The following is a 24,847-nucleotide window of genomic DNA, read 5'->3' on the forward strand; positions in this document are numbered from 1 at the left end:
GCTAATTAAAAAGTAACCAATTCATTCTCCGGTACTTCTTCCTGAGCATAATCATATATGCTCAGCAAAGGGACTATAGGATTGAACGCAAACCTACGTGTAACAGAGCGATTGAAGAGCACATCGAAAAATGAATGATGGCGGGTAAGCATTACCAGCATATCGGCTTCATGGGAGCTCAGATACTCAACGATACCTTCTTCCACATTGTCTGCATGCAATTGGTAATCTATAATACCTACACCCTTGAAATAATCGTGATATTCATATTTCAACAAACCATCCAGTTCGGTGGGAAACTGTCCGTCTTTCAGTATGGTCAATAAGGTGAGCGTAGCATTTTCTTTAAGCAATAGTTCTTTTAAACCATCGAATTCAGTGAATGAGTTGATAGTTTTATAGTCGACAGCTAATACGATATTTCTGATTGGTTCTAGTTGCGTTTTTACAGGTATTATAATGGTGTTGGCAGGTACGTTTCGCACCACATCTGTAGCAGTGCTACCAAACCAAATATCTTCACCTGTGCCTGTAGCACCTATTATGACAAAATCATAATCATGTTGCTGATTAAGAATCTGAATAGCACTGGCCGGAGAACCGGAAACCAGTTCAGCCTTGAAAGTGTGTATTCCTTCGGTGTCCAATTGTTTGGCAGCTTCTATATATTCTCCTATTTCCTTTTTCGCCCGGTTATACATTTCATCAATCAGCACATAAGCCAATTCAGGAATGCCACCTCCGGGGAAAGTATCATAGGCGTGCATAAGGGTAAACTCGCAAGGGGTATGACTAAACAGGTTGAAAGCATAGGCAATGGCTTTGTCTGATGCCTCAGAGAAATCGGTTGGAAGAAGTATCTTTTTCATGTTGGTTTCGATTAATTTGATACTACAAAATTAACGGAGCCTTCATAGGCATTTTATGAGCAGATAGACATACTAATATGATATATATCAGAAAAAAAGACAGGCAGTACCCGTCTTTTTCTGTCAACACGAACCTAAATTTTCTATTCTAAGAAAATTCTATTTTTTCATTAAATGATGTCCGATAATGGGTTGATTAAACTCTTCGCAAGCTGTATTCTTCAATCTATTGGCAAAGCAGGGCACAAGTAAACTTTCAACTTCATCTATCCTGAATTTTAATACAATTCCTTTGCTGCTGTTTAATATATCGTTGTTGAGGTATACCACCAGATTATTATTAGCTAAACCCAGTTGACGGGTATAGGCCTTCCAGTCATTCACCAGATTGAGCTTTTGTTTATTTACCTTCTTTTCGATGGCGGTAAAAAAGGCAGCCTGTGATTTTTCATCCTGTTTGATAATATCACCCTCCTGCAAAAATCTTTTTCCTCTCAGGTCATATATCTCCCAGTCCTGATTTTCCAGGCAATAGGACTTTTCATCCTTGCAATTACCTTCGTGCAGATAAAAACCTAATAAGTCGTTTTGCAGATGGGTTACTCTGGTTGCTTTATAATAATAATGGTACGACTGAAAATCATAACACTCTTTATCTCCCTCACAATTACCGAAGTAGGTCATGCCTGATAACCAATCATTCAGAAAATCCTGTGTTTGTGTATCCAACATTCCACTTAACTGGGCATGAGAAGTTTTCCAGGTACAATCTAATTCTTCATCTCTTTGAACCAACAATACATTTTTTACTGCAATAGAAGCTCTATTATTAATAAACTTTTCATTGGCAGGTATTTTCGAGAAATCAACCTGTGCATGGCAGTTTTGGGCAATAAAGAAAAAAATTACTAATATTAGAATACCAACAAAAGCACTTGATTCGAGTACGAAAGTGACTGACTTCTTAATATACTGATAGATGTTTCTATGCGATTTAGACTTCATGATAGATGATTGATTAGATGAACAAAGCTAAGGCGCTCTACTCAACTAAAATCTATCTTACCTCATGCCGACTTATGATTTTCGGCAGGTTTTTCTTCGTCAAATAAAATCCTGATTGATGGCGTATAGGTATCATCAAACTGCCCATCATTGGTAGCCCAGAAGAATGAGATTAGAAAGCCTCCGGCCACCAATAACGCTGCTATTACTAAAAATATAATGACTGCCATGGCTAGATCAATTTTTTAAGTTTGGCAAAAAGATAGGTCATCCCTACCGCAAATAATACTACTGATAACGAACTCAAAGGCATAAAGATAGCTGCCATAACTGGCGATAGTTTACCTGATACCGCCCAACCTATACCTATAAAATTATAGATTACTGATAATAAAAAACTGGCCTTTACAATCCGCAAAGCCTTTTTACTAAAGCCCAGAAAATCTGTTAATCTATTGAATTGCGAAGCGTCCAGTATAGCATCACAGGCTGGCGAGAATGCCTGCACATCTTCACTCAGGGCTATGCCTACATTGCTCTGGCGCAATGCTCCTGCATCGTTCAGGCCGTCTCCTATCATCAATACATGTTTACCTTCTTCCTGTTCTCTTTTAATATAATCAAGTTTATCCTGTGGTTTCTGATTAAACAACAGTCGCGACTTATCAAAAAACGGACTCAGGTTTTCTTTTTCTTCATCATTATCGCCAGATACCAAAGCCATTTTGAAATTTTTCTGTATCTGTTGTAAAACCTCTTTCCAGTTTTTCCGGTATTCCGATTTTATAGTAAAATAACCCCTATACTCGCGATTTATCTCGACATTTACTTGACTGGCACTCACTCCACTAATCGGTAATCCTAGAAACTCAGCATTACCTAATCTGATGAAATTCCTATCAACTATCCCCTCAACCCCCATTCCTTTTATCTCATTATAATAGCTGATAATTCCTTTGCCAACCCCTAAATATTGATATATCATTTTACTAAGTGGGTGCACCGATTGGGCAGCTAATTGTCCGATCCAGCTTTTCTCCTGCTCTTTTAATTGTCCGTCTACAAAATGCAATTGTCCATTTTTATTTTCTGTAAGTGTTCCGGTTTTATCAAATACCACCTCGTTTATCTCGGTTAATAGCTGGACAACCATCTGATTTTTTACAAAAAACTTATTTCTGCCAAAAATACCCATCGTGGTATTCATTGTAAAAGGCATAGATAATGTGAGTGCGCATGGACAGGCAACCATCAATACTGCAGTTACACTTTTCCAGATCAATTCTGGTTGAACAAAATACCAGTAAACACCTGTAGCTAAAGCAATCAATAATGCAGTATAAGTGAAGTACTTGCTAAAGGCATTGGCTAAATCTATGGTAGGCGTTCTCTTTTCTTTTTTAAAGGCATCATTATTCCACAACTCAGTCAGATAGCTTTGCGAAACCTGTTTTTGTACGGTCAGATACACTTTCTCGCCAATTAATCTGCCACCTGCATAAATCAACTCCCCTTTTTCTTTTTTAATAGGTTCCGATTCACCTGTCACAAAACTATAATCAATATAAGCTCTATCTGAAATCAGAAGCGAGTCAGCCGGTATCAATTCCTGATTATGTATATCTATTATATCACCCTTTTGTAGTTCAGATACATTCTTGTAACCACCTCTGGCTTTCACAGCCAATGGGAAATAAGATTTATAGTTACGCTCGAAAGACAAATAATTATAAGTCATCTGCTGCACCCATTTTCCTGTCAGTAAGAAGAAAACCAATCCGGCCAGACTATCCCAGTATCCAGCCGAATGATTGACAAAGGTTTCAAAACTACTTCTGACAAATAATGCGGTAATACCCAAAGCAATAGGAATATCAACGCTCAGGACATTGGTTTTACGTTTCAGGTTTTCTTTAACAGAAATAATCGCCCCTTTCAAATAGTCAGAAGCACCAAAGAAGAAGACAGGGAGTGATAGCAAAAAGTTGAGATATAAGAAGAATCGCTGATAGGCAGCATCAACCAGATTATTAAGGTCTAATTTAAAATATTCGGGAAAACTGAGGAGCATTATATTACCCATACAGAATCCCACTACCCCAATCTGTAAAATCAATCGCCTTTGCACTTTATTTTGTTTAGGCTGATGCTCGGCGCTTTGCAGGTTTATCAATGGCTCATAGCCTAGCGTAGCCAGTAGCTCTATGATAGTTTGTAAATTGACTTTTGCAGGGTCATAGCTTAATGATAATTCTTTACGCAGGAAATTGAGCCTCGCCGTAAAGATACCTGTCTGAATCTTATTGAAGTTTTCAAGCAACCAAACACAAGAACTACAATGTATAGCCGGAATAAACAAAGTTACCTTCTTTATGCTCTCACTCTGGAAATCCAGCAATTGAGCCTGTATTTTTTCATCAGCCAGATAGTCAAACTTGCCGTTAAAATTGGAAGACTTCAAGCTAATACCTGCGTGCTGATTCAGGTCATAATACGAACATAAGTTATTGTCTTGCAGAATTTCATAAACAGTCTTACAGCCATGGCAACAAAAATGTTTGTCTTCCAACATAATCGGGCTGTCGGCACAATCATCACCGCAGTGATAGCAGGCTATTTTGGTTTCATTGAGTGTCATGGCTATGTTGTTTATGGCTTACATATAGTTCAAATCGTTATTCAATTTGAGCCTGATTACATGCAGTTTATTGAGCAATAAAATAATTGGGTACGTAGGGTCAAACTCATGCCACTTAATGCCGAAATTCGCCCTACCGCCCAATTTATGGTGATTGTTGTGGTAAGATTCTCCCATCATCAGGAAATCAAACGGAAGTAGGTTTTTAGCAGTATCGTTTACTTTAAAGTTGGTATAGCCATATTTATGCGCAAACCAATTGATGATAACCCCATGCACTGGCCCCATCAAAAAGTGTATTGGTAATAGCAGATAAACCCAGGGATTAGTAGCGAAATAAATATAAAACAAAGTATAAAGTACACCCCAGGCTACTCTCACGGTCCATTTATCACCCAGGCGCTCTATGAACATCCAGTTAGGTACACCTTTCTTAAATTTCGGTTCTATATTCGCCTTATCGTTCAGTATATCATTATAATAATTCTTGGTCTTCCACATCATATGAAAGAGGTTATCGGAATAACTCGGCGAGTGCGGATCTTTTTCAGTATCGGCATAAGCATGGTGCAAGCGGTGCATGATACCATAAGCTTTGGGGCTCAGAAACGAAGACCCCTGCATAATGAAAGTAAGCACATAAAAAAACTTCTCCCATCCTTTTGACATTGTGAACATCTGGTGGGCTGCATAGCGGTGCAAAAAGAAAGTTTGTGAGAATAGTGATAAATACCAGTGGGCCAGGAAAAAAATGAGAATTGCCATTTAAGAATAGTGTATGTATTGTTTGAGGCTCAAAATTAAGGCTCAGACAACAGTGCATTTATGACCAAACTCTGTCAGAAAACTGATATTTATCATAATTGCAAAATCAGTGTAGGTTTGTTTGTGTTATGACAAGTTTCAGGAAATTTATTTTTGAAGGCATGCGTCATTATATTACAAGGAAGCATTATATTTATACCACATTGACTATACTGTTCAACTTCTATGAAAATTCACTCTTTTATCAAGCCTTTTTTGAGGCTATTTCAATGGCTTTTTATTTCCCGGTTTATACAATCGAAGCTACCTGTTCATTACCTCATCCCTTACTAATTCTGATGTTATTCATGTAGAATTTCCTCCTTTTTTCACATTCTTATTTCTGATTTCAAAGCATTATTTGTTTTGCCGTGGAGGTCTATAACAAATCCATCTTCATCAAGCCAAGGCTTTCAGGGCTTAAAACCAGGGAGATGCTTGATAAGTATTTGAAATTGTGAAACCTAATTACCTATTACAAAAACCAATCAACTTAAATTTTAAAATCATGAAAAAACTCTTCAATCTCTTATTCTTACTTTGCTTACTCGGCACAAGCTTACAAGCAACAGCTAACACCGAACAAGCCGACTCTACGATTATCATTGTACAAAAAACCAAAGGACAATCAAATGTATTTTTGCAATATACAAGCCCTTTCGGTGAATATAAGAACTATGTATTAGACAAAAATAAAACTGATACAGTAGTATTTAGAGAAAACTACCCTTTCAGAATCATATCAAACGACGCTAACAAGCAGTATAAAAACGGACGCCAGCTTTCCTTTTTACTCTATCCCGGCGAGAAATTGTATTTATCGAAAGACAGTAAAGGTGTAACACAAATCAAAAGCCTTACAGAAAGTATCAGAACCAACGAATTAGCTTTTTTTGATGAATTCGAAAAACAATGTGGCGAATTTGAAGGATTTGCTGTAGAAGGCGTACCTTCAACTATTTTAGGGAAAGAAAGAATACAAAAACTTCAGGCCATACATCAGAAAAGAGTAGTTTTTCTGGATGGATACAAAAACAGAAAAAATATCAGTGAAACGTATTACGAATATCTGAAAGCGCTCTTTTTGAATAATTATCTATTAGAACTTACATGGCCTTATTACTCGCAATATATTGAGAAACGTGCACCCGCTGATAAAGAAACAGCTGAGATATTTGCCAAAGATTTAAAGATTAATGATAAGTTTTTTCATGAGTTTAATTATAGAGGTACTATTCTCAGGTATTTGATTATACAATCTGGTCAGCCACTCGATACGCCCGAAATAAACTATCTACCTGTATTTGAAGCAGCAATGAATAAACTTTCAGGCATCACCTTAGAAGTTGCATTGTTAGACATTATAAATAATAACAAACGGAATATCGACAAGAGTATTAACCTTAAAGTAGTAGAAAAATTGGCTGAAATAGCCCGGAACTCTGACATAAAGGCTATTGCCAATAATATGTTACCTTTTTACAGAGCTACAGCCCACCCTGTTGGCGATAATATGCCTGTACTCAACAGTAATTTCGAAACACAGGAATTCAACACTGTTTTTACGAAATCGGCTTCAGAATATAAATATTTCTATGTCGACTTCTGGGCAAGCTGGTGTGCACCTTGTCGTGCACAAATGCCTGCTTCGAAGAAACTTAAAGAAGACTATGGCAAAAAAGGCATCGGCTTTATCTATGTTTCAACCGATGAGGACGCAAACGCCTGGAAAAAAGCCACTAAACAATTAAATCTTTCGCTCCAATACTCCTACATGCTGCCGAGCGGTAATGCCTCAGCTATTGCAAAGAGGTTTACTATCACTTCAATACCCCGATATTTAATAATCGATGCAAATGGAAACGTAATTTCTGACCAGGCACCTATACCATCAGATTCTAAAATCAAGCAGATGTTTGATAAACTTCTGAAAAACTAAGTTGTTAATTTACTCAACGAGAAGCCTGTAAGATTAAAGATTTTATTGTTTGGTATCATGCAATAAAATCTTTAAATTAACCGGATTATCTGACAAAAATCATTGCTGAGACCTTAAACTAACAAGCGCATGAAAAAAATCTTTTTGCTTCTGCTCATAACCTATTCTTCATTGGCTCAAACTGATAAAAACAAGGTTTCTCTGACACTTTATAATCCAAAGAAGTTAAAAGTAGCCATTTATGCCTACGATAAACTATATTATAAAAATGATACTTTGCTTGCTACACAATCTGATACTCTCTTAAAAAAAGTAGTAGATTTCCCTGAACCACGATTCGTCACGATGAGGGTCGGAAATAAAATGCAAAGCCTCTATTTAGATGGTAGTTATAATCTGAGGATATACCCGAGTGAATACAAAGTTTTTGATGGATGGGGTTCGGATATTAACAATTATCTGAATAGCTATAATTCTTTTGTAAAAACTTATCAATACAAGAATATTCCTCTGCATCAATTAGAATTCAATTATTTCTTTGAAGCAATGATTGATTTTGAAAAACGGTTTGAGGAGTTTCATAAGCGGGAAATCCGAACTAATAAAATTACTAACGAGAGAGTTGAACTACTTGAGAAATTGGGAAAACTCCATGCCTTATCGTTGAAAGCCAATAGATACCTGCCCTGGCTTGATTCAAAAGATAGTGTAACACATCAGGAGTTAAAAAAAGTAATACATGAAATACATTTTCTATTTGATGATAAGAATACATTAGAAGTATTCAATTCCGAATATCTGAGTATTCTGAACGACTATGTTACCATAGAAATGAGAAACACATACAATCGGCTGGCAAAAGAAAGTAACCCTGATTTTCTGATACCAACTTATAATTACTTCAATGAATTAAAGGTAAATGCTATACTAAAAGAGTATTTATTAGCAAAAATGGTTCTCACAGCCCTTGATGCAGTCAATAAGTTTTCTGCTTTTAATGAGATATACGACCTGTGTACAGATACTTATCCAAATTCATCCTATACGCCCATTATAGATCAGAAAACAACCAGTTATGCCGAAAAAATGTTTAGTAAGAACCGGGAAGCGCCAGACTTATCGGGCTCACTGGCTGATGGAAAGAGAGTAAAATTATCTGATTTGAAAGGGAAGCCTGTTCTGATTGATATATGGGCAACGTGGTGTGGGCCTTGTATGGCACAAAAACCTGCTATAGAAAAACTGCAGAAGAAGTTTACCAATATTACTTTTCTTTATATTTCCGTAGACGAAGATAAAAATAACTGGTTGCAAGTTGTCAGGAATAAAATGGCACCCAATGCTCTCAATATTATTCAGGCACCCGAAGAGGCTCAATTAATGTGGAAAAACTATGTAGCGCTTGGTGTACCAAGATACATGGTTATCAATTCAGATGGGAAAATTGTGGCAGCGAGAGCTAGAGTGATTGAATTAGAAGGGCTATTATCTACTCTCTGAGATTCCTAATATTTATGGTTATAGCATGAGTATTTATTAATTAAAATACTCATGCTATTTCTCCAAATATATTCCTACCCATACGGTTCTGGCGCTCAAGTGTCCAGTTATTGGTAAAAGACGTGTGTATCCAGGAATTACCTACTTTTCTGAAAACAGCTACCTGTAAGCCGAGTTCTTCCCAGAAAAAAGTTTCAATCTGCTCAATGGTCATAGTAGGCGAAATAATAAATACCGATGGGGTTTTCATGCTTGAGATTTCACCCAAAGTATGAAAATAATCAGCACTTACTTCGCTCCCCTTATGATATACCTCAATCCTTAAAAAAGGATAAACTTCGTTGAAAGCCCTCGCTAGCTGATTGACGGTCATATCCTTGTCAACGACAATTTTCATAGTTAATAGTATTTTTTATTTATTTTATTGCCAATAATGGCACATCTATTTCGAACACTAATCGGCGGGTATTACCTTGCAGAAAAAATTTTTCAAAAAAAGTATGAAGCTTCGGGAAAGTAATCAGTAACTGCGCCTTTCTCTTCTTCACGAATCCATTAATTTCGTTAACTTGCTTATTACCTACAATCGTCTGAAAAGTATGAGGTACATTTTTTAATAATTCTCTTAATTTTAACCCAGCTTCTTTTACCTCTTCGCTCTTTAGTTCTTCGTCTGTCTTTGCTACATAGACTACATCAACAATCGTATCCAAATCTCTGAGAAAATAAACAGCTTTGTCTAAAGCTCTGGCATCAATTGGCTTTTTCAGGTCAACTGCCATTACTGCATTTTCAATGGTTGTTCTTCTGTATTTTGGTGGTAATAGAAGCATCGGCACATTTAGTTTATCTAACATCTCGGTGGCAATACTCCCAAAATATCCTGCTTCTAATGGTGTATCTCCTACACTACTTATTACAATCAAATCAACCCCAAACTCATCAATTGGCTCTTTTATCGTATCCATCACAAAGCCATGTTTATTACATAATATGATCTCAGCAGGCTTTTCAGCTTTGGCAAGAATCCGTTTCTTTAAATCATTCAGCTTTCTGTCGGTTATTCTTTTTACCACATCAATCGGATACCCGTAGTTATCATCATAGGTATTCATAAACCGATATGAATGATACAATACCAAACGTGCCTCCTGTTTGATTGCAATTTGTGTGGCTATGTGGATTGCCTTATTGGCTGCTCTTGAAAAATCTGTTGCAAATAGAATGGTTTTCATATGAATAGTTTTACTGCAACAAAATTCAGCATTCTGACAGTCAATGAATATGAGCATTATCATAATAGGATATGATAATGCAATTAATTTTGTTGATAGTATTTTAGAAAACTGATTTTTGTCATATTTTTAGCTCTGAAAACTTCTCTCCTTTGCTGATGAAAAAGAATACAGACATTCTGTCGAAAGTAGCGGAAATGGATATACTACACCAATCGGAGGCGATTTTTCTCTTTGCCACTGAAGGCATTTTAATAGCAGATAAACAAGGGAAAATTGTCAGAGTGAATCCAAGCGGTGCAGCGATGTTTGGGTATGAACCGGAAGAACTGACCGATTTGATGATAGAAGATCTGATTCCGAATCGTTTTCGTCAGATGCACCAAACCCACCGGACAAATTTTAATGAGCATCCACATGCAAGATCGATGGGGAGTGGTATGGATTTATACGCTAAGCGCAAAGATGACTCTGAATTTCCGGTAGAAATCAGCCTGAGTCCCTATCAGAATAGTAAGGGGGCTTATGTAATTGCTTTCGTCATAGATATTTCTATTCGTAAAGTTGCTGAAAACAAACTGGTAAGTTACAAAAATGAGTTGGAAGTAGAGGTGGAAGAACGCACCCTGGTATTGAAAGAGGCAATTCAGAAACTGGAGAAAACCAAAGACGAATTAGACAGGGCCTTGAAACGTGAACAGGAACTGAACCTGATGAAGTCGAGATTTATAACCATAGCCTCCCACGAGTTCCGTACACCTTTGGCTACTGTACTTTCTTCTCTTTCATTGGTTGAAAAATACGGTGATTTAGATGAAAATGAAAAGCGAGATAAGCATATACATCGCATTAAATCATCAGTTAGAAACCTGACAGACATACTCAACGATTTCCTATCACTCAACAAACTTGAGGAAGGAAAAGTAGTAGTAGCCCCAGAAAGCTTTATTATCAACGATTTTCTGGAAGAAATATGCCAGCAAATGCAAGGCATTGCTAAAAAGGGGCAAAAGATTGATTGTATATGTGAAACAACAGAATCGTCTTACGAAGTACGTCTTGATTCAAAACTGATTAAGAATATTATTATCAACCTTATATCAAATGCCATTAAATTTTCGCCTGACGACTCCCGTATTCAGATAAAAGGCAGCCTTACAAACAGGCAGGTTGCTATCAGTATAAAAGATGAAGGCATTGGTATACCTGAAGCAGAAAAAAAACACGTTTTTGAAAGATTTTACCGCATGAGTAATGCCGAAGCCATACAGGGCACAGGCCTGGGTTTAAGTATTGTGAATCAATACGTATTGTTACTGAAAGGTAAAATTGATTTTATAAGCGAAGAAAACAAGGGTACGAAGTTTATTGTGACACTACCCAGATATTTATAGTATATAGTACAGCAATACATTATGAAAAAAATCCTCTTAATCGAAGACAACGCAGAAATCAGAGAAAACACCTCTGAAATTTTAGAGTTAGACGGTTACGAAGTCCTCACAGTAGAAAACGGAAAAATAGGCGTAGATATCGCTATCAGAGAATTACCGGATTTGATTATATGTGACATTATGATGCCTGTGCTTGACGGCTATGGGGTATTGCATCTGCTCTCAAAACATGAAAAAACCTCCACTATCCCTTTCATTTTTTTAACTGCCAAAGCCGAACGCACCGATTTAAGAAAAGGAATGGATATGGGTGCTGACGACTATATAACCAAACCTTTCGATGATGTTGAGTTGCTGAGTGCCATTGAAAGCCGCCTGCGCAAAAGAGAAGTTTCAAAAAAGCAATATTCTCAGGATATATCAGGGCTTGACCAATTGATTGCCGATGCCAATGGTGAACAGGAACTTAAGAAACTTACCGAAAATAGGGAAATAAGGTATTTTAAGAAAAAGACTGAAATCTATAGAGAGGGAGATTTCCCACTCTATTTATACTATGTAATAAAAGGGAAATTAAAAGCCTTTAAAACCAATGATGACGGCAAGGAATTTATAGTGAATCTCTATAACCCGGGAGATTTTATTGGTTATGTGGATTTGATTCAGGAAACGAATTTTACTGATACTACCGAAACCCTGGAAGACGCAGAAATCTGCCTGATTCCTAAAAAAGACTTTAATAATCTACTACACCAAAACCCTCAGGTAGCACAGAAATTTATTCAGTTGCTATCTAAAAATATTAAAGATAATGAAGACAATCTGCTGAAACTGGCCTATAATTCAGTCAGAAAAAGGGTGTCAGAAGCCTTGATACGTTTCTACCAAAAGAACCAGACTCCTATGAAGATAAGTCGTGAGGACCTGGCCAGTGCCGCAGGTACCTCTCTCGAAACAGCTATCCGTACTTTATCAGATTTCAGAGATGAAAAACTGGTTGAAATTGAGTCGGGCAAAATCACTATTCTGAACATGGAAAAACTAAAAAAGCTAAGAAATTAGCAAATATGATTTTGCTCATATTTCTTTTTTTATCCAACTACTACTTTTGAATAAAAAAAGAGGAGAATGACCCAATCAGCACTTATTGAGAAGTACAATACTTCAGCACCAAGATATACGAGTTACCCGACTGTACCTTACTGGGATAATAATAGCTTTACAGAAGCTCAATGGAAAGAGAGCTTTATTCGTACTTATAAAAACCAGAAAAAACTTAGTCTTTATATACATCTCCCGTTTTGTGAGAGTCTTTGTACTTTCTGTGCTTGTCACAAACGCATTACTATCAATCATCAGTTTGAAGTACCATATATTGAAGCTGTATTGAGAGAATGGCATATGTACCGTAGCTTGCTAAAAGAAGCACCCGAAATTGAGGAAATTCATTTAGGCGGTGGTACGCCAAGCTTTTTCTCTTCCGAAAATCTTAAAGAACTAATTGAAGGCATTCTTTCGGGCTCAAAAGTAAGCCCGACACACGAGTTTAGTTTTGAAGGCCATCCCAATAATACAACCGAAACACATCTCCAGACATTATATGATTTAGGCTTTCGCCGGGTAAGTTTTGGTGTGCAGGACTATGATCATGTCGTACAAGTAGCTATCAATCGCTTGCAGCCATTTGAGAATGTAAAGAAAGTAACCGAGTTAGCCCGAAAGATTGGCTATACTTCTATCAGCCATGATTTAGTTTATGGCCTACCATTCCAGAATATCGAACAGTTTGAGAAAACCATCAAAAAGACTATAGAGCTTTCACCAGATAGACTTTCATTGTACTCTTATGCACATGTGCCTTGGTTGAAAGGAAACGGACAAAGAGGTTTTGATGAAAACAATCTGCCAAGCGCAGCTGTTAAAAGACAACTATACGAATTAGGCCGGATGATTTTTGAAGCAAATGGCTATACCGAAGTGGGTATGGATCATTTTGCACGCCCAACTGATTCATTATTTAAGGCTGCTAAGGATGGCTCGCTCAACCGTAATTTCATGGGTTATACCACCTCACAATCAAAATGTATGCTTGGCTTAGGGGTTTCGGCTATTAGCGATTCATGGACGGCTTTATCGCAGAATACCAAGAGTTTAGACGAATATATACACCTTACTAAAAATCATATTTTCCCGTTGCTGCGTGGGCATATCCAGTCGGAGACTGATATGTTATGGAGAAACTATATCCAGAACCTGATGTGCCGATTTGAAACAGATTTTTCATCAAATGATCTCAATCAGGAGCAGATTCAACAGTTATTAGAATTGCAGGAAGATGGTATTTTGGTATTGGCTGATAATAAGGTAAGAGTAACCGAAGAGGGACGTGCGTTTATCAGAAATGTATGTACAGTTTTCGACAAGTACATTCGCCCGACAGGCAGTGTGATAACTAATACTTTTTCAAAGGCTATTTGATAAGTATTTAATTTTAGCAAAAGTTGTGAAAATATAAGAAGCGTCTCTTTGAGGCGCTTCTTTATTTATATGCCTATTCAATATTTAAATACGATTTTCTTCTAAGTTAGTTGATACACACCTTGAATCATTCCTCTTTAAAGAGCCTCTCACAAAATGCTTTTTAATATCGGCCAGCTATTAAACTTTAGCAAAAGTTATAAAATAAAATAAGCGTCCCATTGAGACGCTTATTTTATTTATATACTCATTGTTTCAATTAAAACTTGTATACTCTCTTCGAGATTTGTTGTGAACCTGTACTGATATTGATGATATAAGTACCCTCAGAGAAATTGCTTAAATCGAAACGATATTCTTTCTGATTCGAGTTCAATTTAGCTTTAATCACTTCTCTGTTTGTTTTATCAACAATCGTTACTACACCTACCTGGTTCTGCATGCTTTCAGGTAAGGTAACCTGTACAGCATCAACAGTTGGGTTTGGATATACCTGCCATGCTTCATTAGAGATATCATTTCTTGCTACTAATCCTTGAGTTGCAGCTGCAATTGTTACAGATACAGTATCAGTATAAGCAGAAGTTCCTTTTGGATTCACAGCTCTTACACGGTACCAGTATTTAGTGCTATTTGCTACAGTGTTATCCACATAAGAAATGGCATTGGCAGCAGTTGTAGTTATTTTACCAAAGTTGGCACCATCAGTCGAACGTTCTACTTCAAAACCTTCTTCTTTGTTTGAATCATCACCCCATGTCAACGTTACTGATTTGCCAGCTGCAGTAGCTTTCAAAGCATAAGGTTTGTTAGGAATAGCAGTATAGAACGAAGTTACACTTGTCCAATCTGTAAATTCAGATGAACCATGCTCGTTTACAGCTCTGATACGGAAGAAGTAATTAACACCTTCATCAAACGGAATACTTGTAGCTGAGGTATAGTTTTTCAAAAGATTTGCAGTCAACAAATTCTGAGTAAAGTTTACATCAGTAGCTCTTTCTAATACGAAGTAATCTTCGTCATCAGAAGCATCATTCCATCTGGCAACCAGAATATCATTACCTAGGCTATCTTTTGTGGCAATTACCTGCAAGTTAGTTGGCATAGAAGGAGGCCCCAAAGTAGTAGCAGTTGCTACATTTGAGAAGTTTTCGCCATAAGTATTTGCGGAACCAAGTCTATACCAGTATTTTGTTTTTGGCTTACCAGTGGTATCGCTATAAGTAAATTGCTCTGGTGTAACTTCCCCTATTTTAACGAAGTTAGTACCATTAGTTGAACGGTAGATATTTGTAGCTACAGGAATATCGTACGGACCAGGAATAGCGTTCGACCAGTTCAAATCAATTCTGTAAGGCGACATGGTTTTTGCCATTAGATCATAAGGCGAAGGAGGAGCCGTATGTCTTTGAGTAGTAGCCTGGATTACATTTGAAGGACCACTACGACCGCCTTTGTTTACCACCATTACTCTATACCAGAATGTTTGACCCTCTCCCAATCCAGCATCTTCATACCAGTTGATAAATGGAAAATAACTATCATTCAAGTCATAGAAATTCACCCCATCATTTGAGCGTTGAATCACAGTTGCTGTTTGATTGGTTGAGTTAAATGTCCATTCTATACGAATTGTATTCAAGGTTGTCCAAGGAGATATTAATATTGATGGTGCCTGTGGAGCGTAAGGCAATGTTTCAAATTGTCTTGATTCAACTACTGTTGAAAGACCACTTACGTTATAAGCAGCAATCTGATAGCGATGATATGACGCATCCTGAAGACCGTTATCAACATATACACGTTGACCTGTACCTGCGTAAGCTGGAAGAGTTACTACTGGTACCCAAGGACCTCCGTTGGTAGAACGCGATATATAAAATCCTTGTTCGTTAGTTGAATTATCATTAAAATACAACTTTGCTTGAGTCTGTGTTGTCTCATGATCAAGTACCAGAACATTTGAAGGAGTTGTTGGAACTGTAGGATTAGTACTCACAGTAATAATATCACTCCAGCAAGAATATTGATTAAGAGGATTATTAACTTCGTTAGGAATAGTTACTGTACATCCTGAAAATGTAGTTGGACCTGATCCAGCCTTTACAGCTCTTACTGCAATCTTATAGGTTGCACCAGGGGTTAAGCCAGGAAGGGTTCCCACAGCAAAAGCGCCTAATGAAGGACCGGCAGAATTGAAGCTATAGCTTGTGCCACCATTAGAAGAAATAGCAATCTGGAAACTGGTTTCTTGGTTACCTCCAGAAGTATTATCCCGCCAAACCAAATTAATCTGGGTTCCAACACCTGATACAGATGTTCCAGAAAGTTCAGTTGGTCTTGGTAGTACAGGAGCCATCATTGTAATGGAAGTAGGGGCGGTTTCTTTTGAGATTTCTCTCTCTTTAGCCTCAACATTCCAGAAAGCGCTCATCAACAATAATAGAGATAGAAAATAATTTTTTCTCATAGCTAAACTATTTAGTTTTAGTTACAAATGGGAGGAATTGCTTTTTTCGTAAATATATAAGATTTTCTTTATTAAAGATACATTATTAACAATGAAAATTATTTTACGGTAAGGATTTATTTTATTTGGCAGAATAATCTATTTTGCAAATACCTGATAATCAAGTTTAAGCATTTCATATTAATTTTTTGGCTGCCAGATTAAAATTTAATTAACCGCAATTACCGAAATTTCAACGTTTACATCTTTTGGTAATCGGGCTACCTGAACAGTTTCTCTGGCTGGCGGATTCGAGGTAAAATAGCTGCCATATACTTCATTAACTGTGGCAAAATCATCCATATTTTTCAGGAAAATACTCGATTTTACAATGTTCGAATAGTCCATTCCGGCCTCGGCTAATATATGACCGATGTTCTCCATAATTTTATTAGCTTCGGCCTTTATATCGCCCGAAGTGGCGAGGTCCAGCGCTATTTGCCCCGACATATAAAGTGTATTACCTGCCAGTACGGCCTGGCTATAAGGGCCGATGGCAGCGGGTGCTTTTTCAGTAAAGATTATTTGTTTCATATTTGTTGTTTTTGTTGTCAAACTAAATAAATTCCGTCGTCTTCTATCCTGATCAGGCGCTGTTTATATAAGCCTCCAACAGCTTTTTTAAAGGTTTTCTTACTCATTTCCAACTGGTACATAATGTAATTGGCATCGCTTTTATCAGTCACATCCAAAAAGCCATTATTGGCTTTTAGCTTCTCCAGTATTTTTTCTGCATTCGGCTCTACGTTGGCATATCCCTGCTTTTGGAGACTTACATCTATCCGGCTATCTTCTCTTATGAATTTGATATATCCTTTGAGCTGGCTTCCTAACTTTACCCTTTGAAAAATCTCATTTTCGTAAATCAACCCCTTATATTTGTTGTTGATAACTACGTTCAGGCCCATATTTGTTTCTTCAAAAACGAGTAAATCGACCTCTTCACCCTCCTCTAATTCAATGTTATCCTTCTCAAAAAACTTATTCACCTTGCATGAACCTACTAAGCGATCAGTCTCTTCATCGAGATAAACGTATACGGCGCACCAGTCATCTGTGTTTAGTTTTTTGTTCTGTTCTTTAAACGGCACAAAGAGGTCTTTTTCAAGTCCCCAGTCCAGAAAAGCACCGATACCCGTCACAGCCATTACTTGCAGATAAGCAAATTGATTGAGTTGAACTTTGGGTTCAAGCGTAGTAGCAATGATACGGTCTTCGGAATCTTTATAGATAAATACTTCTATATCATCTCCTACTATCAAATCATCGGGGATATACTTTTTGGGCAACAATACATCATTACCCTCTTCATCGCCTAGGTACATACCCACACTAGTACCCCGTAGCACTCTTAAAGTATTTTTAACGCCTAAGTTCATATTGAGTGAATGAGTGATTTAGTGATTTAGTGATTAGATTTTCCTTCCTCAATTATTCTATACTAAATGCGCCTCAGTTGTTTTTCTATGTTTTTAATTACTAGTCTGATAAATTGGGAAATTCATGATTCAATAAAATAATCACTCATTCACTAAATCATTCAATAAAGTAATAAGGATTACCCATCTCATCATATACCAGATTGTTGAGGATGCCTAAATTGAGAGTGCCTTCTGCTGAAAAAGTATGACCTGCAAAAATCTGAACTACTTCTTCGGGACATACTTTCCTGTAAATCGGTTTCATGGTTCCACCAAATTCCCCGGCATTTACTGTTGGGTTCCATTGGAATTTAGGTTTTACCAAAGTTCCTCTGGGAGCCATCATGGGAGGTGGCGATTCTCTTGCTCGTAAATCAACATCAGCGGGGTGATCAAGCCCTAAAGAATGACCAAATTCATGTGCAGCAGTGGTGGATTCCCCTAGATTATCACTTATCAGCCAGTGCCCTATATTGCCTCCTAATTCGTGACCCATAAATGAGCGTTTCAGGATATTATCCTGCTCAATCCGGATATAATTATTCCGGTAATCGGTATTATTTTGCACCAGATCAAAAACCTCATCTACCGATACAACGGCTGAATCTATTTCAAATCTGATGAGATAAGTGGCTATACTTCCATCAGTCTGCCTTATCTGTATTTTGCCTTGCGCTTCGTTGTATTGGCTACTGATTTCGAGTACTATTTTATCTACCAACTCAGGTGCAGCAAATGTACCATAAAACCAGAGTTTAGCAGAAATCACAATTTCTTTTGCTTCTGGTCTGATATAAGCTATGGCAGACATTTATTGCTGAAAAGCACGTTCAAGAATCAGTTCTTTCACTTTACGCGCATCGCTTTTTGTAAAATTCTCAATTATTATTTCATGCTCTCTTGCACGCGCCTTGATGCGAATGGTTGAGAAAAACATACCAGAATCTATTTCTACACCCGCTATATCGTTATAAAAAACAAATTGTTCAGAGCTACTAAAAACTTTTCTTGCCTTGAAAGTAACGCCTTTTTCGTTGAAAATAACTTCATCGGGCATTAACGGATTTTTCAGTGTACTAGCTGCAAATCTTTCGTTCATTGTATTGATTATTTATGGGTTGTCAAAAATTATATGTGCATCAGAATGGCACATAAACTACTTTTTTGGTCTCAAAAAACTCTTCTTCAAAATAATCTGAAAGGTCATACAACTTATATTTTTTACCAAACTCCTGCAATTCTTCTTCCAGATCTCCGCCTTTCAGATATAAAATACCATTTCTCAGGTCATTAAATTGGTTTCTGGTAACCTTATCCTGTACCCAACCATAAAATGGTTTAAGCCTGGTTACAGCCCTGCTTACGATAAAGTCAAAATCGTTTGCCACATTCTCGGCTCTTTCGTGCTGCCCAGTCAGGTTTTTTAAACCGATAGCCTGAGCTACTTCGGTAACTACCTTGATTTTCTTACCTATTGAATCTACCAGATGAAAATGGCATTCAGGAAACAGAATAGCTAAAGGAATACCCGGAAAACCGCCGCCTGTACCTACATCTAAAATTTCTGTGCCATGTTTAAAATTAAGCACTTTGGCTATACCCAGCGAATGCAAAACGTGTTTTTCGTACAGGTTCTCAATATCCTGTCTTGAAATCACATTAATCTGGTTATTCCAAAAACTGTAGAGTTCCTGCAATTGTTCAAATTGCTCACGCTGTTGAGCCGTGAGTTTCGGAAAATATTTAGTCAGTATATCTATATTAGCAGGCATATACAATGCGCAAAAAAGTAAAATTTATCTTATCTCCACTTAATCTTTTTAGGGTTCGAGAAAATAGTAATCAGGCCAAAAACCAGATAATAACAGGCATAAAGAAAATCGTAATACGGAATCTTGAACGATTGTATGGTACTACTCAGTTTTTTATTGGCTTTAGCAAGAACTATCCATCTGATAAATAACCATGAAAGAAACACGCCTGTTATCAATCGCATCCAGTCATTGTACAGATAGAAATCCTGTAAATTATTATCATCCAACCACTCTGTTGGAATTCTCGACCACTCAGGGGCTTCAAACCAATCTGGTTTTATAAAGAAAGTTGGCAATAATATAAACCAGCATACTAGTTGACTTGTTGCCAGGCTTCCTAATAAAAACTTATCCCTGAATTTATAACGCTTGCCTACCGATAAATGGCGACGTTTTTGTGTAACCCAATCTCCCCAGGTTCTTTTGGGTTCAGATATCATTTGAGCATTTTCGTCAATACAAATAGCTACGTTTGTTTTATTAGAAACCTCATTGACAAATAAATCATCGTCTCCGCCTAATAACTCCTGATGGTGCAGAAAACCATTTCCTACCCAGAATAAATCCCGGCGATACATCAGGTTTCGACCTACGCCCATGTATGGCATACCAGCCTTTGTAAAAGACATGTATTGCAGGGCAGTCTGAAAAGTTTCATAACGAATCAGCGAATTTAAACGTGAATCCTCAAAACTGTATGGCGAAAAGCCCAGTACAATATCCTTTCCTTTGTCGAGTTGTGCTACCATCGTATCAATCCAGTAATCACTGGTAGGGCGGCAATCGGCATCGGTCAACAAGATAATGTCCTTAGTGGCTTTTTTGATTCCCATGGTTACGGCAAATTTTTTGGCTGTAAAATGGGCAGGTAATGACTCAATTCTGACAAAATTAACTTTTGAATAGCCCCCCTCGTTGAATAAGAGGTAATCGTAAGTGCCGTCGTGTGAGCGGTCATCTGCTACAATTATTTCAAAATCAGGATAATTCTGTGATTCTAATATCGGCAGCAATTCTTTCAGATTTTCAAGCTCGTTCCAAGCAGCAATAACCACCGAAACTCCTGGTTTCTGATTCGAAATTGTATCACGCTCTGCATCCTGATGCGACAATAAGCCCGGAAAAATACCCAAAATAAAAATGAGTTGAACAAAGACAGCAGTGAAAAAAAGAATCGGTAGTAAATAGTGCCAAAACACCATGTATCAAGAGTTTAGGTTTAAAAGTGTGCAAAGATAAAATTCTTTAATTGAACAATTTCTACAAACCTAAATAATTAAATCAAGAAAATTACGTTATAAGTCATTTTGCAGCAGTTTTAATAAAAATTTTATATTTTTTTAATCCCGCTTAGTCAAACAAAGGCCAGTTGGCACCCAGGAAGAATGTTCGACGTAAGCCCGGATAGACTGAACTTACAAAATAACCACTAGCAGGGAAACCCTGGTTGACATGAGCGAATTTCAAGAAAACTCTTACCTTGCTCACTTTCATATTGGCAAATAAATCTACCACCGGATACCCCCACGCTTTTTTATCATTCTGCAAGTAAAACTGTCGGGTTAGTGGCATATAATTATCTGCATAATAAGCCGTACGATAATAAATCTCAGCCCCGGCATTAATATGCAATCTTTTGGCATAGACAAACTCATAAGAAACCGTTGTGTTATTGGCAATAGCAGGCATGCGGATGATGTTTCTTTGAGAGGTTTGAGCCAGATGAATCTGGTTGGCCAACAGAAATTTCTTCCAACGGTACTCAATATTTAAAGATGCTCTGAAAATGCTTATCGGAACAGATGATTGATTTACCCGGGCATTCAAATCATAATAAATATAATTATCTATCAGCGTATAATAAGCACTTGGTAAAAACCTGAATCGCCCAAACTGAATAGCAGTTGAGGCATAAAAGTTATTGGAGAACTGATTTTTAAGGCTTTGATTCCAACTATAAGCAGCACTCATAAAGCGCTCGTCCAGAATATAAGCGGGTGTAGAAAGCTGGCTAAATCCTGCATTGAGTCGAGGGCCAATATATTCGGCTTTCAGTTTATAATTCAGATTAGTACCGATTTCAAACTCGGCATAAGCCCGTTTTAAACTATCCGGAAAATAATAATTAGCCCATGCGCCTGCCAGTACTTCATTCTGGAATTTCAATCTGAAATCGTTGCCAAAATTAGAGGTGAGATTATAAAGCCGATGACGCAGGTGAAGTCTGTAAGCAAATCCTCTGTAAATACCTTTAATACCAAATTTATTCTCGATCAGGCGGTACCTGTAAGCTATTGAAAGTGTATCAGGTATTTGGTTAAGAGAGGCCGTGTCTGTAGGCATTATCTGTCCATAGAAATTCAGCCCGTTGGCCGTATCAGCTTTGAAACTATTATCCTGATAGTAATCGATACGTCTTTGATAATCTAAAATATGGTAGACCTGAAACCCATTAGACAATTGATATTGCTGATAAATATGAAATTCGTTTCTCCAATCGCGCGAAGAGGCATTGCTTAGCCTCGACAAGAAATTTTTATAATTGCTTAAGTCGCTTGTTTCAACAAATTTAAGGCTGTCATCCAAAGGCTTTATACCACCCTGGTCTACAGGAGCATGATTAAAATGGTTATAAGTACCTAAAACAGTATACTTCCCATCTTTTGATTCATAATTGGTTGATCCAAGCAAAGCCCAGCTATCTACTAGTCTTTCCTCTCGGGTTTGTGGTGCACCATATTGTTTGGCAGCAGTGAGGCGTCGTACATCAAATGTTATATTCCAGCGGGGTTTGATATTCTGTGAGTGTGTAAAATCCAGATACAACATGCCTCCACCCGACTGGGAGTAATACATATTTGTATAAGGCGATTTAGTATTATAATATTTGCTTTTTGTGGCATCAAAGGCATAAAAACCATAAGTAGTAAAACCCAATTGCTTACTTACCTCTTCATTTGGCTGGAAAAACAAAGGTTTCACAGCCGTGCCTATCAGACCCAAGTCCTGATACAGCCAACCGCTTTTGAGATTTCTATCAAACAGATGAAAACCATCAAGAGTAGAATCGGGATTATAATAGGTTTTGCGATTATTCAGAATATCGTTTTCGAGAATATAACGGGTAGTCTTAAGTCCGTAAACTTGCTTAGTAGAATCGTCAAGGATTTGGGCGTGGCATAAACCGTAAAAGTAGCTCAATAAAAGTGTAAAGAATATTTTTTTTATGCTCATGTTCCGCCAATTACTATAAAAACGTTGCAATTTACGGCAAATCTTCGGATTTTGGTCAAGCCAACTCTTAATAGTTCTTAAAAAGTATAGATTGTTAATATAGCCAAACTTTAAGCAGATAAAAAGCGTTAATTATTAGAGAGAGGTAACAGAATACTAAATCACTGATTGTCATGCTTGGTTTTCGTTTTTCAGAGTTTAAGCCCGAAATGAAGGGCAACACCAAATTCGAGCAATTGCTCAATATTTTTCAACAATTATTATTAATTACAGCCGGAGACGTAGGTCAGGCATTGAGTTATATGAGTGACCTTGACCGTCAGTATCAACTTACGGATGATAACTACGGCATGGCCGATTTTATAGAAGACTTAAAGAAAAAAGGCTATATCACCGAAGAAAATCAAGAGGGTCAGCAGTATAAAATCACAGCTAAAAGTGAGCAAAGTATCAGAAAGCAGTCACTTGAGGAAATCTTTGGCAAACTGAAACGCACCAAATCGAGTGGTAGCCACCATACCCCTTATACAGGAGTTGGCGATGAATTAAGCAGTGATGTACGCGCTTTTCAGTTCGGCGACTCCCTGGAACAGATTTCTATGACAGAATCATTGAAAAATGCTCAAATAAATAGTGGTATTGATGACTTTATGCTGTTGGAGAGTGATCTGGAAGTAGTTGACCGGGAATCAAAGATACAGACTTCTACGGTATTGATGATTGATATTTCTCACTCCATGATTCTTTATGGCGAAGACCGTATTACGCCTGCCAAAAAAGTAGCCTTGGCATTAGCAGAATTAATCCGCACTAAATACCCTAAAGATACCTTAGATATACTGGTATTTGGCAATGATGCCTGGCAGATACAACTGAAAGACATTCCTTATCTGGAAGTAGGGCCATACCACACTAATACTGTAGCCGGATTAGAACTGGCAATGGATTTACTACGTCGCAGAAAAACCAAAAACAAACAGGTTTTTATGATTACCGACGGTAAGCCGACCTGTTTGAAAGAAGGTATTAAATACTATAAAAACAGCTTCGGTCTCGACCGGAAGATTGTGAATAAAACCCTGACGATTGCAGCACAAGCCCGTAGAATGGATATTCCGGTTACAACTTTCATGATTGCCTCAGACCCTTATCTCAAACAATTTGTACAACAGTTTACCGAGGTAAATAATGGCCGGGCTTATTACAGCAATCTGAATGGATTAGGTGGATTCGTTTTAGAAGACTTCCAACGTAATAGACGTAAGAATGTAAAGTAGCCCGTCCGGTTTATATTGATTCATTAACCTGAGACCCTAAGTTAAAAACTACCTTATAACCGATGAATAAAAAAGAACGCTATAGAGCTTTAGTGACTTATTTTACCGAACATTATCCCCAAGCCGAAACCGAACTCAACTTCACCAATGCTTACGAATTACTAGTGGCTGTGATACTTTCAGCCCAATGTACTGATAAACGAATAAATATGGTAACGCCACGATTATTCGAGCGCTACCCAACACCCGAAAGTCTGGCTGCTTCTACTGCCGAAGAAGTACTTGAGTATGTAAGAACTGTAAGCTACCCAAATAATAAGAGTAAGAACCTGATAGGTATGGCTCGTATTCTGGTAAATGATTTTAATTCAGAAGTACCCAATACCATCGAAGACCTACAAAAAATGCCGGGAGTAGGCCGCAAAACTGCTAATGTAATAGTTTCAGTTATTTATAATCAACCAGCTATGGCTGTTGATACCCATGTTTTCCGTGTTTCTCACCGTTTGGGTTTAGTGCCTAAAACTGCTAAAAACCCATTACTGGTAGAAAAAGAATTGATAAAGTATCTACCCAAAGAGACTATTTCGGTAGCCCACCATTGGTTGATTTTGCATGGAAGATATATCTGTATAGCGCGTTCCCCAAAATGCCCGGAATGTGAACTGAAAAGCTTCTGTCTGGCCTATGAAACCAAAGATTTCAAAACACCTTCGCTCTGAAATGG

At 37.5% G+C, this 24,847-nt stretch carries 22 protein-coding genes; 7 read left to right on the forward strand and 15 right to left on the reverse strand.

The annotated features are described in order from the left end of the window. Positions 1 to 5 precede the first annotated feature (5 nt). The 5 genes from D0T08_RS02825 to D0T08_RS02845 form a co-directional block, all read right to left on the reverse strand. On the reverse strand, positions 6 to 869 hold the full coding sequence (locus D0T08_RS02825; RefSeq protein ID WP_116981042.1) for a universal stress protein: 864 nt from the start codon (positions 867 to 869) through the stop codon (positions 6 to 8). A 159-nt stretch (positions 870 to 1,028) separates the two neighbouring features. Then, complete coding sequence (locus tag D0T08_RS02830) at positions 1,029 to 1,874, reverse strand: hypothetical protein (protein ID WP_116981043.1); 846 nt, start codon at positions 1,872 to 1,874, stop codon at positions 1,029 to 1,031. A gap of 62 nt (positions 1,875 to 1,936) precedes the next feature. Next, a complete protein-coding gene (gene ccoS / locus D0T08_RS02835; protein WP_116981044.1) occupies positions 1,937 to 2,104 on the reverse strand; it encodes a cbb3-type cytochrome oxidase assembly protein CcoS in 168 nt (55 codons plus the stop codon). A gap of 2 nt (positions 2,105 to 2,106) precedes the next feature. Next, positions 2,107 to 4,512, reverse strand: a complete 2,406-nt coding sequence (locus D0T08_RS02840) for a heavy metal translocating P-type ATPase metal-binding domain-containing protein (RefSeq protein WP_116981045.1) — start codon at positions 4,510 to 4,512, stop codon at positions 2,107 to 2,109. Positions 4,513 to 4,530: 18 nt separating this feature from the next. Further along, positions 4,531 to 5,277 (reverse strand): acyl-CoA desaturase, encoded by a 747-nt coding sequence (locus D0T08_RS02845; RefSeq protein ID WP_116981046.1) that lies wholly within the window; start codon positions 5,275 to 5,277, stop codon positions 4,531 to 4,533. 547 nt (positions 5,278 to 5,824) lie between these two features. Here D0T08_RS02845 and D0T08_RS02855 point away from each other — a divergent pair. Then, positions 5,825 to 7,255, forward strand: coding sequence for a TlpA disulfide reductase family protein (locus D0T08_RS02855; protein ID WP_116981048.1), 1,431 nt, complete (start codon positions 5,825 to 5,827; stop codon positions 7,253 to 7,255). 129 nt (positions 7,256 to 7,384) lie between these two features. Continuing rightward, positions 7,385 to 8,755 carry a redoxin family protein gene (locus D0T08_RS02860; protein ID WP_116981049.1) on the forward strand — a complete coding sequence of 457 codons (1,371 nt, stop codon included), beginning with the start codon at positions 7,385 to 7,387 and terminating at the stop codon, positions 8,753 to 8,755. Positions 8,756 to 8,804: 49 nt separating this feature from the next. On the opposite strand, the gene D0T08_RS02865 is transcribed toward D0T08_RS02860, so the two are convergent. Continuing rightward, a complete protein-coding gene (locus D0T08_RS02865; protein ID WP_116981050.1) occupies positions 8,805 to 9,152 on the reverse strand; it encodes a hypothetical protein in 348 nt (115 codons plus the stop codon). 19 nt (positions 9,153 to 9,171) lie between these two features. Further along, positions 9,172 to 9,990: a universal stress protein gene (locus D0T08_RS02870; RefSeq protein WP_158561179.1), complete on the reverse strand. Its 819-nt coding sequence runs from the start codon at positions 9,988 to 9,990 to the stop codon at positions 9,172 to 9,174. A 158-nt stretch (positions 9,991 to 10,148) separates the two neighbouring features. Between D0T08_RS02870 and D0T08_RS02875 the strand changes: the two genes are divergently transcribed. The 3 genes from D0T08_RS02875 to hemN all read left to right on the forward strand — a co-directional run bounded on the left by D0T08_RS02875 (position 10,149) and on the right by hemN (position 13,862). Then, positions 10,149 to 11,384: a PAS domain-containing sensor histidine kinase gene (locus D0T08_RS02875; RefSeq protein WP_116981052.1), complete on the forward strand. Its 1,236-nt coding sequence runs from the start codon at positions 10,149 to 10,151 to the stop codon at positions 11,382 to 11,384. A 21-nt stretch (positions 11,385 to 11,405) separates the two neighbouring features. After that, entirely contained in the window at positions 11,406 to 12,446 is a 1,041-nt protein-coding gene (locus tag D0T08_RS02880; protein WP_116981053.1) for a response regulator, read from the forward strand. Positions 12,447 to 12,512: 66 nt separating this feature from the next. Then, positions 12,513 to 13,862, forward strand: a complete 1,350-nt coding sequence (hemN, locus tag D0T08_RS02885) for an oxygen-independent coproporphyrinogen III oxidase (RefSeq protein WP_116981054.1) — start codon at positions 12,513 to 12,515, stop codon at positions 13,860 to 13,862. Between the two features lie 259 nt (positions 13,863 to 14,121). On the opposite strand, the gene D0T08_RS02890 is transcribed toward hemN, so the two are convergent. From D0T08_RS02890 to D0T08_RS02925, 8 genes are all read right to left on the reverse strand, one after another. Then, entirely contained in the window at positions 14,122 to 16,335 is a 2,214-nt protein-coding gene (locus D0T08_RS02890) for a T9SS type A sorting domain-containing protein (RefSeq protein WP_116981055.1), read from the reverse strand. A gap of 207 nt (positions 16,336 to 16,542) precedes the next feature. Continuing rightward, positions 16,543 to 16,908: a RidA family protein gene (locus D0T08_RS02895; protein WP_116981056.1), complete on the reverse strand. Its 366-nt coding sequence runs from the start codon at positions 16,906 to 16,908 to the stop codon at positions 16,543 to 16,545. Between the two features lie 17 nt (positions 16,909 to 16,925). Further along, complete coding sequence (locus tag D0T08_RS02900) at positions 16,926 to 17,753, reverse strand: S1 RNA-binding domain-containing protein (protein WP_116981057.1); 828 nt, start codon at positions 17,751 to 17,753, stop codon at positions 16,926 to 16,928. A gap of 157 nt (positions 17,754 to 17,910) precedes the next feature. Beyond that, entirely contained in the window at positions 17,911 to 18,606 is a 696-nt protein-coding gene (locus D0T08_RS02905) for a hypothetical protein (RefSeq protein WP_116981058.1), read from the reverse strand. Then, on the reverse strand, positions 18,607 to 18,894 hold the full coding sequence (locus D0T08_RS02910) for a PH domain-containing protein (RefSeq protein ID WP_116981059.1): 288 nt from the start codon (positions 18,892 to 18,894) through the stop codon (positions 18,607 to 18,609). A gap of 40 nt (positions 18,895 to 18,934) precedes the next feature. After that, positions 18,935 to 19,567, reverse strand: a complete 633-nt coding sequence (gene rsmG, locus D0T08_RS02915) for a 16S rRNA (guanine(527)-N(7))-methyltransferase RsmG (protein ID WP_116981060.1) — start codon at positions 19,565 to 19,567, stop codon at positions 18,935 to 18,937. A 29-nt stretch (positions 19,568 to 19,596) separates the two neighbouring features. Next, positions 19,597 to 20,811, reverse strand: coding sequence for a glycosyltransferase (locus D0T08_RS02920; protein ID WP_116981061.1), 1,215 nt, complete (start codon positions 20,809 to 20,811; stop codon positions 19,597 to 19,599). A 148-nt stretch (positions 20,812 to 20,959) separates the two neighbouring features. Beyond that, on the reverse strand, positions 20,960 to 22,843 hold the full coding sequence (locus D0T08_RS02925) for a putative porin (protein ID WP_116981062.1): 1,884 nt from the start codon (positions 22,841 to 22,843) through the stop codon (positions 20,960 to 20,962). Between the two features lie 173 nt (positions 22,844 to 23,016). Here D0T08_RS02925 and D0T08_RS02930 point away from each other — a divergent pair, with 173 nt between their 5' ends. Then, positions 23,017 to 24,120 (forward strand): VWA domain-containing protein, encoded by a 1,104-nt coding sequence (locus tag D0T08_RS02930; protein ID WP_116981063.1) that lies wholly within the window; start codon positions 23,017 to 23,019, stop codon positions 24,118 to 24,120. Between the two features lie 62 nt (positions 24,121 to 24,182). Continuing rightward, a complete protein-coding gene (nth, locus tag D0T08_RS02935) occupies positions 24,183 to 24,842 on the forward strand; it encodes an endonuclease III (RefSeq protein ID WP_116981064.1) in 660 nt (219 codons plus the stop codon). Positions 24,843 to 24,847 lie beyond the last annotated feature (5 nt).

The organism is Emticicia sp. C21 (assembly GCF_003418935.1).
GTDB lineage: Bacteria > Bacteroidota > Bacteroidia > Cytophagales > Spirosomataceae > Emticicia.

What these genes read in the sequence shown, in the direction of transcription:
- D0T08_RS02825 (WP_116981042.1), bottom strand. Translation starts at nt 869, where the DNA reads ATGAAAAAGATACTTCTTCCAACCGATTTCTCTGAGGCATCAGACAAA.
- D0T08_RS02830 (WP_116981043.1), bottom strand. Translation starts at nt 1,874, where the DNA reads ATGAAGTCTAAATCGCATAGAAACATCTATCAGTATATTAAGAAGTCA.
- ccoS (WP_116981044.1), bottom strand. Translation starts at nt 2,104, where the DNA reads ATGGCAGTCATTATATTTTTAGTAATAGCAGCGTTATTGGTGGCCGGA.
- D0T08_RS02840 (WP_116981045.1), bottom strand. Translation starts at nt 4,512, where the DNA reads ATGACACTCAATGAAACCAAAATAGCCTGCTATCACTGCGGTGATGAT.
- D0T08_RS02845 (WP_116981046.1), bottom strand. Translation starts at nt 5,277, where the DNA reads ATGGCAATTCTCATTTTTTTCCTGGCCCACTGGTATTTATCACTATTC.
- D0T08_RS02855 (WP_116981048.1), top strand. Translation starts at nt 5,825, where the DNA reads ATGAAAAAACTCTTCAATCTCTTATTCTTACTTTGCTTACTCGGCACA.
- D0T08_RS02860 (WP_116981049.1), top strand. Translation starts at nt 7,385, where the DNA reads ATGAAAAAAATCTTTTTGCTTCTGCTCATAACCTATTCTTCATTGGCT.
- D0T08_RS02865 (WP_116981050.1), bottom strand. Translation starts at nt 9,152, where the DNA reads ATGAAAATTGTCGTTGACAAGGATATGACCGTCAATCAGCTAGCGAGG.
- D0T08_RS02870 (WP_158561179.1), bottom strand. Translation starts at nt 9,990, where the DNA reads ATGAAAACCATTCTATTTGCAACAGATTTTTCAAGAGCAGCCAATAAG.
- D0T08_RS02875 (WP_116981052.1), top strand. Translation starts at nt 10,149, where the DNA reads ATGAAAAAGAATACAGACATTCTGTCGAAAGTAGCGGAAATGGATATA.
- D0T08_RS02880 (WP_116981053.1), top strand. Translation starts at nt 11,406, where the DNA reads ATGAAAAAAATCCTCTTAATCGAAGACAACGCAGAAATCAGAGAAAAC.
- hemN (WP_116981054.1), top strand. Translation starts at nt 12,513, where the DNA reads ATGACCCAATCAGCACTTATTGAGAAGTACAATACTTCAGCACCAAGA.
- D0T08_RS02890 (WP_116981055.1), bottom strand. Translation starts at nt 16,335, where the DNA reads ATGAGAAAAAATTATTTTCTATCTCTATTATTGTTGATGAGCGCTTTC.
- D0T08_RS02895 (WP_116981056.1), bottom strand. Translation starts at nt 16,908, where the DNA reads ATGAAACAAATAATCTTTACTGAAAAAGCACCCGCTGCCATCGGCCCT.
- D0T08_RS02900 (WP_116981057.1), bottom strand. Translation starts at nt 17,753, where the DNA reads ATGAACTTAGGCGTTAAAAATACTTTAAGAGTGCTACGGGGTACTAGT.
- D0T08_RS02905 (WP_116981058.1), bottom strand. Translation starts at nt 18,606, where the DNA reads ATGTCTGCCATAGCTTATATCAGACCAGAAGCAAAAGAAATTGTGATT.
- D0T08_RS02910 (WP_116981059.1), bottom strand. Translation starts at nt 18,894, where the DNA reads ATGAACGAAAGATTTGCAGCTAGTACACTGAAAAATCCGTTAATGCCC.
- rsmG (WP_116981060.1), bottom strand. Translation starts at nt 19,567, where the DNA reads ATGCCTGCTAATATAGATATACTGACTAAATATTTTCCGAAACTCACG.
- D0T08_RS02920 (WP_116981061.1), bottom strand. Translation starts at nt 20,811, where the DNA reads ATGGTGTTTTGGCACTATTTACTACCGATTCTTTTTTTCACTGCTGTC.
- D0T08_RS02925 (WP_116981062.1), bottom strand. Translation starts at nt 22,843, where the DNA reads ATGAGCATAAAAAAAATATTCTTTACACTTTTATTGAGCTACTTTTAC.
- D0T08_RS02930 (WP_116981063.1), top strand. Translation starts at nt 23,017, where the DNA reads ATGCTTGGTTTTCGTTTTTCAGAGTTTAAGCCCGAAATGAAGGGCAAC.
- nth (WP_116981064.1), top strand. Translation starts at nt 24,183, where the DNA reads ATGAATAAAAAAGAACGCTATAGAGCTTTAGTGACTTATTTTACCGAA.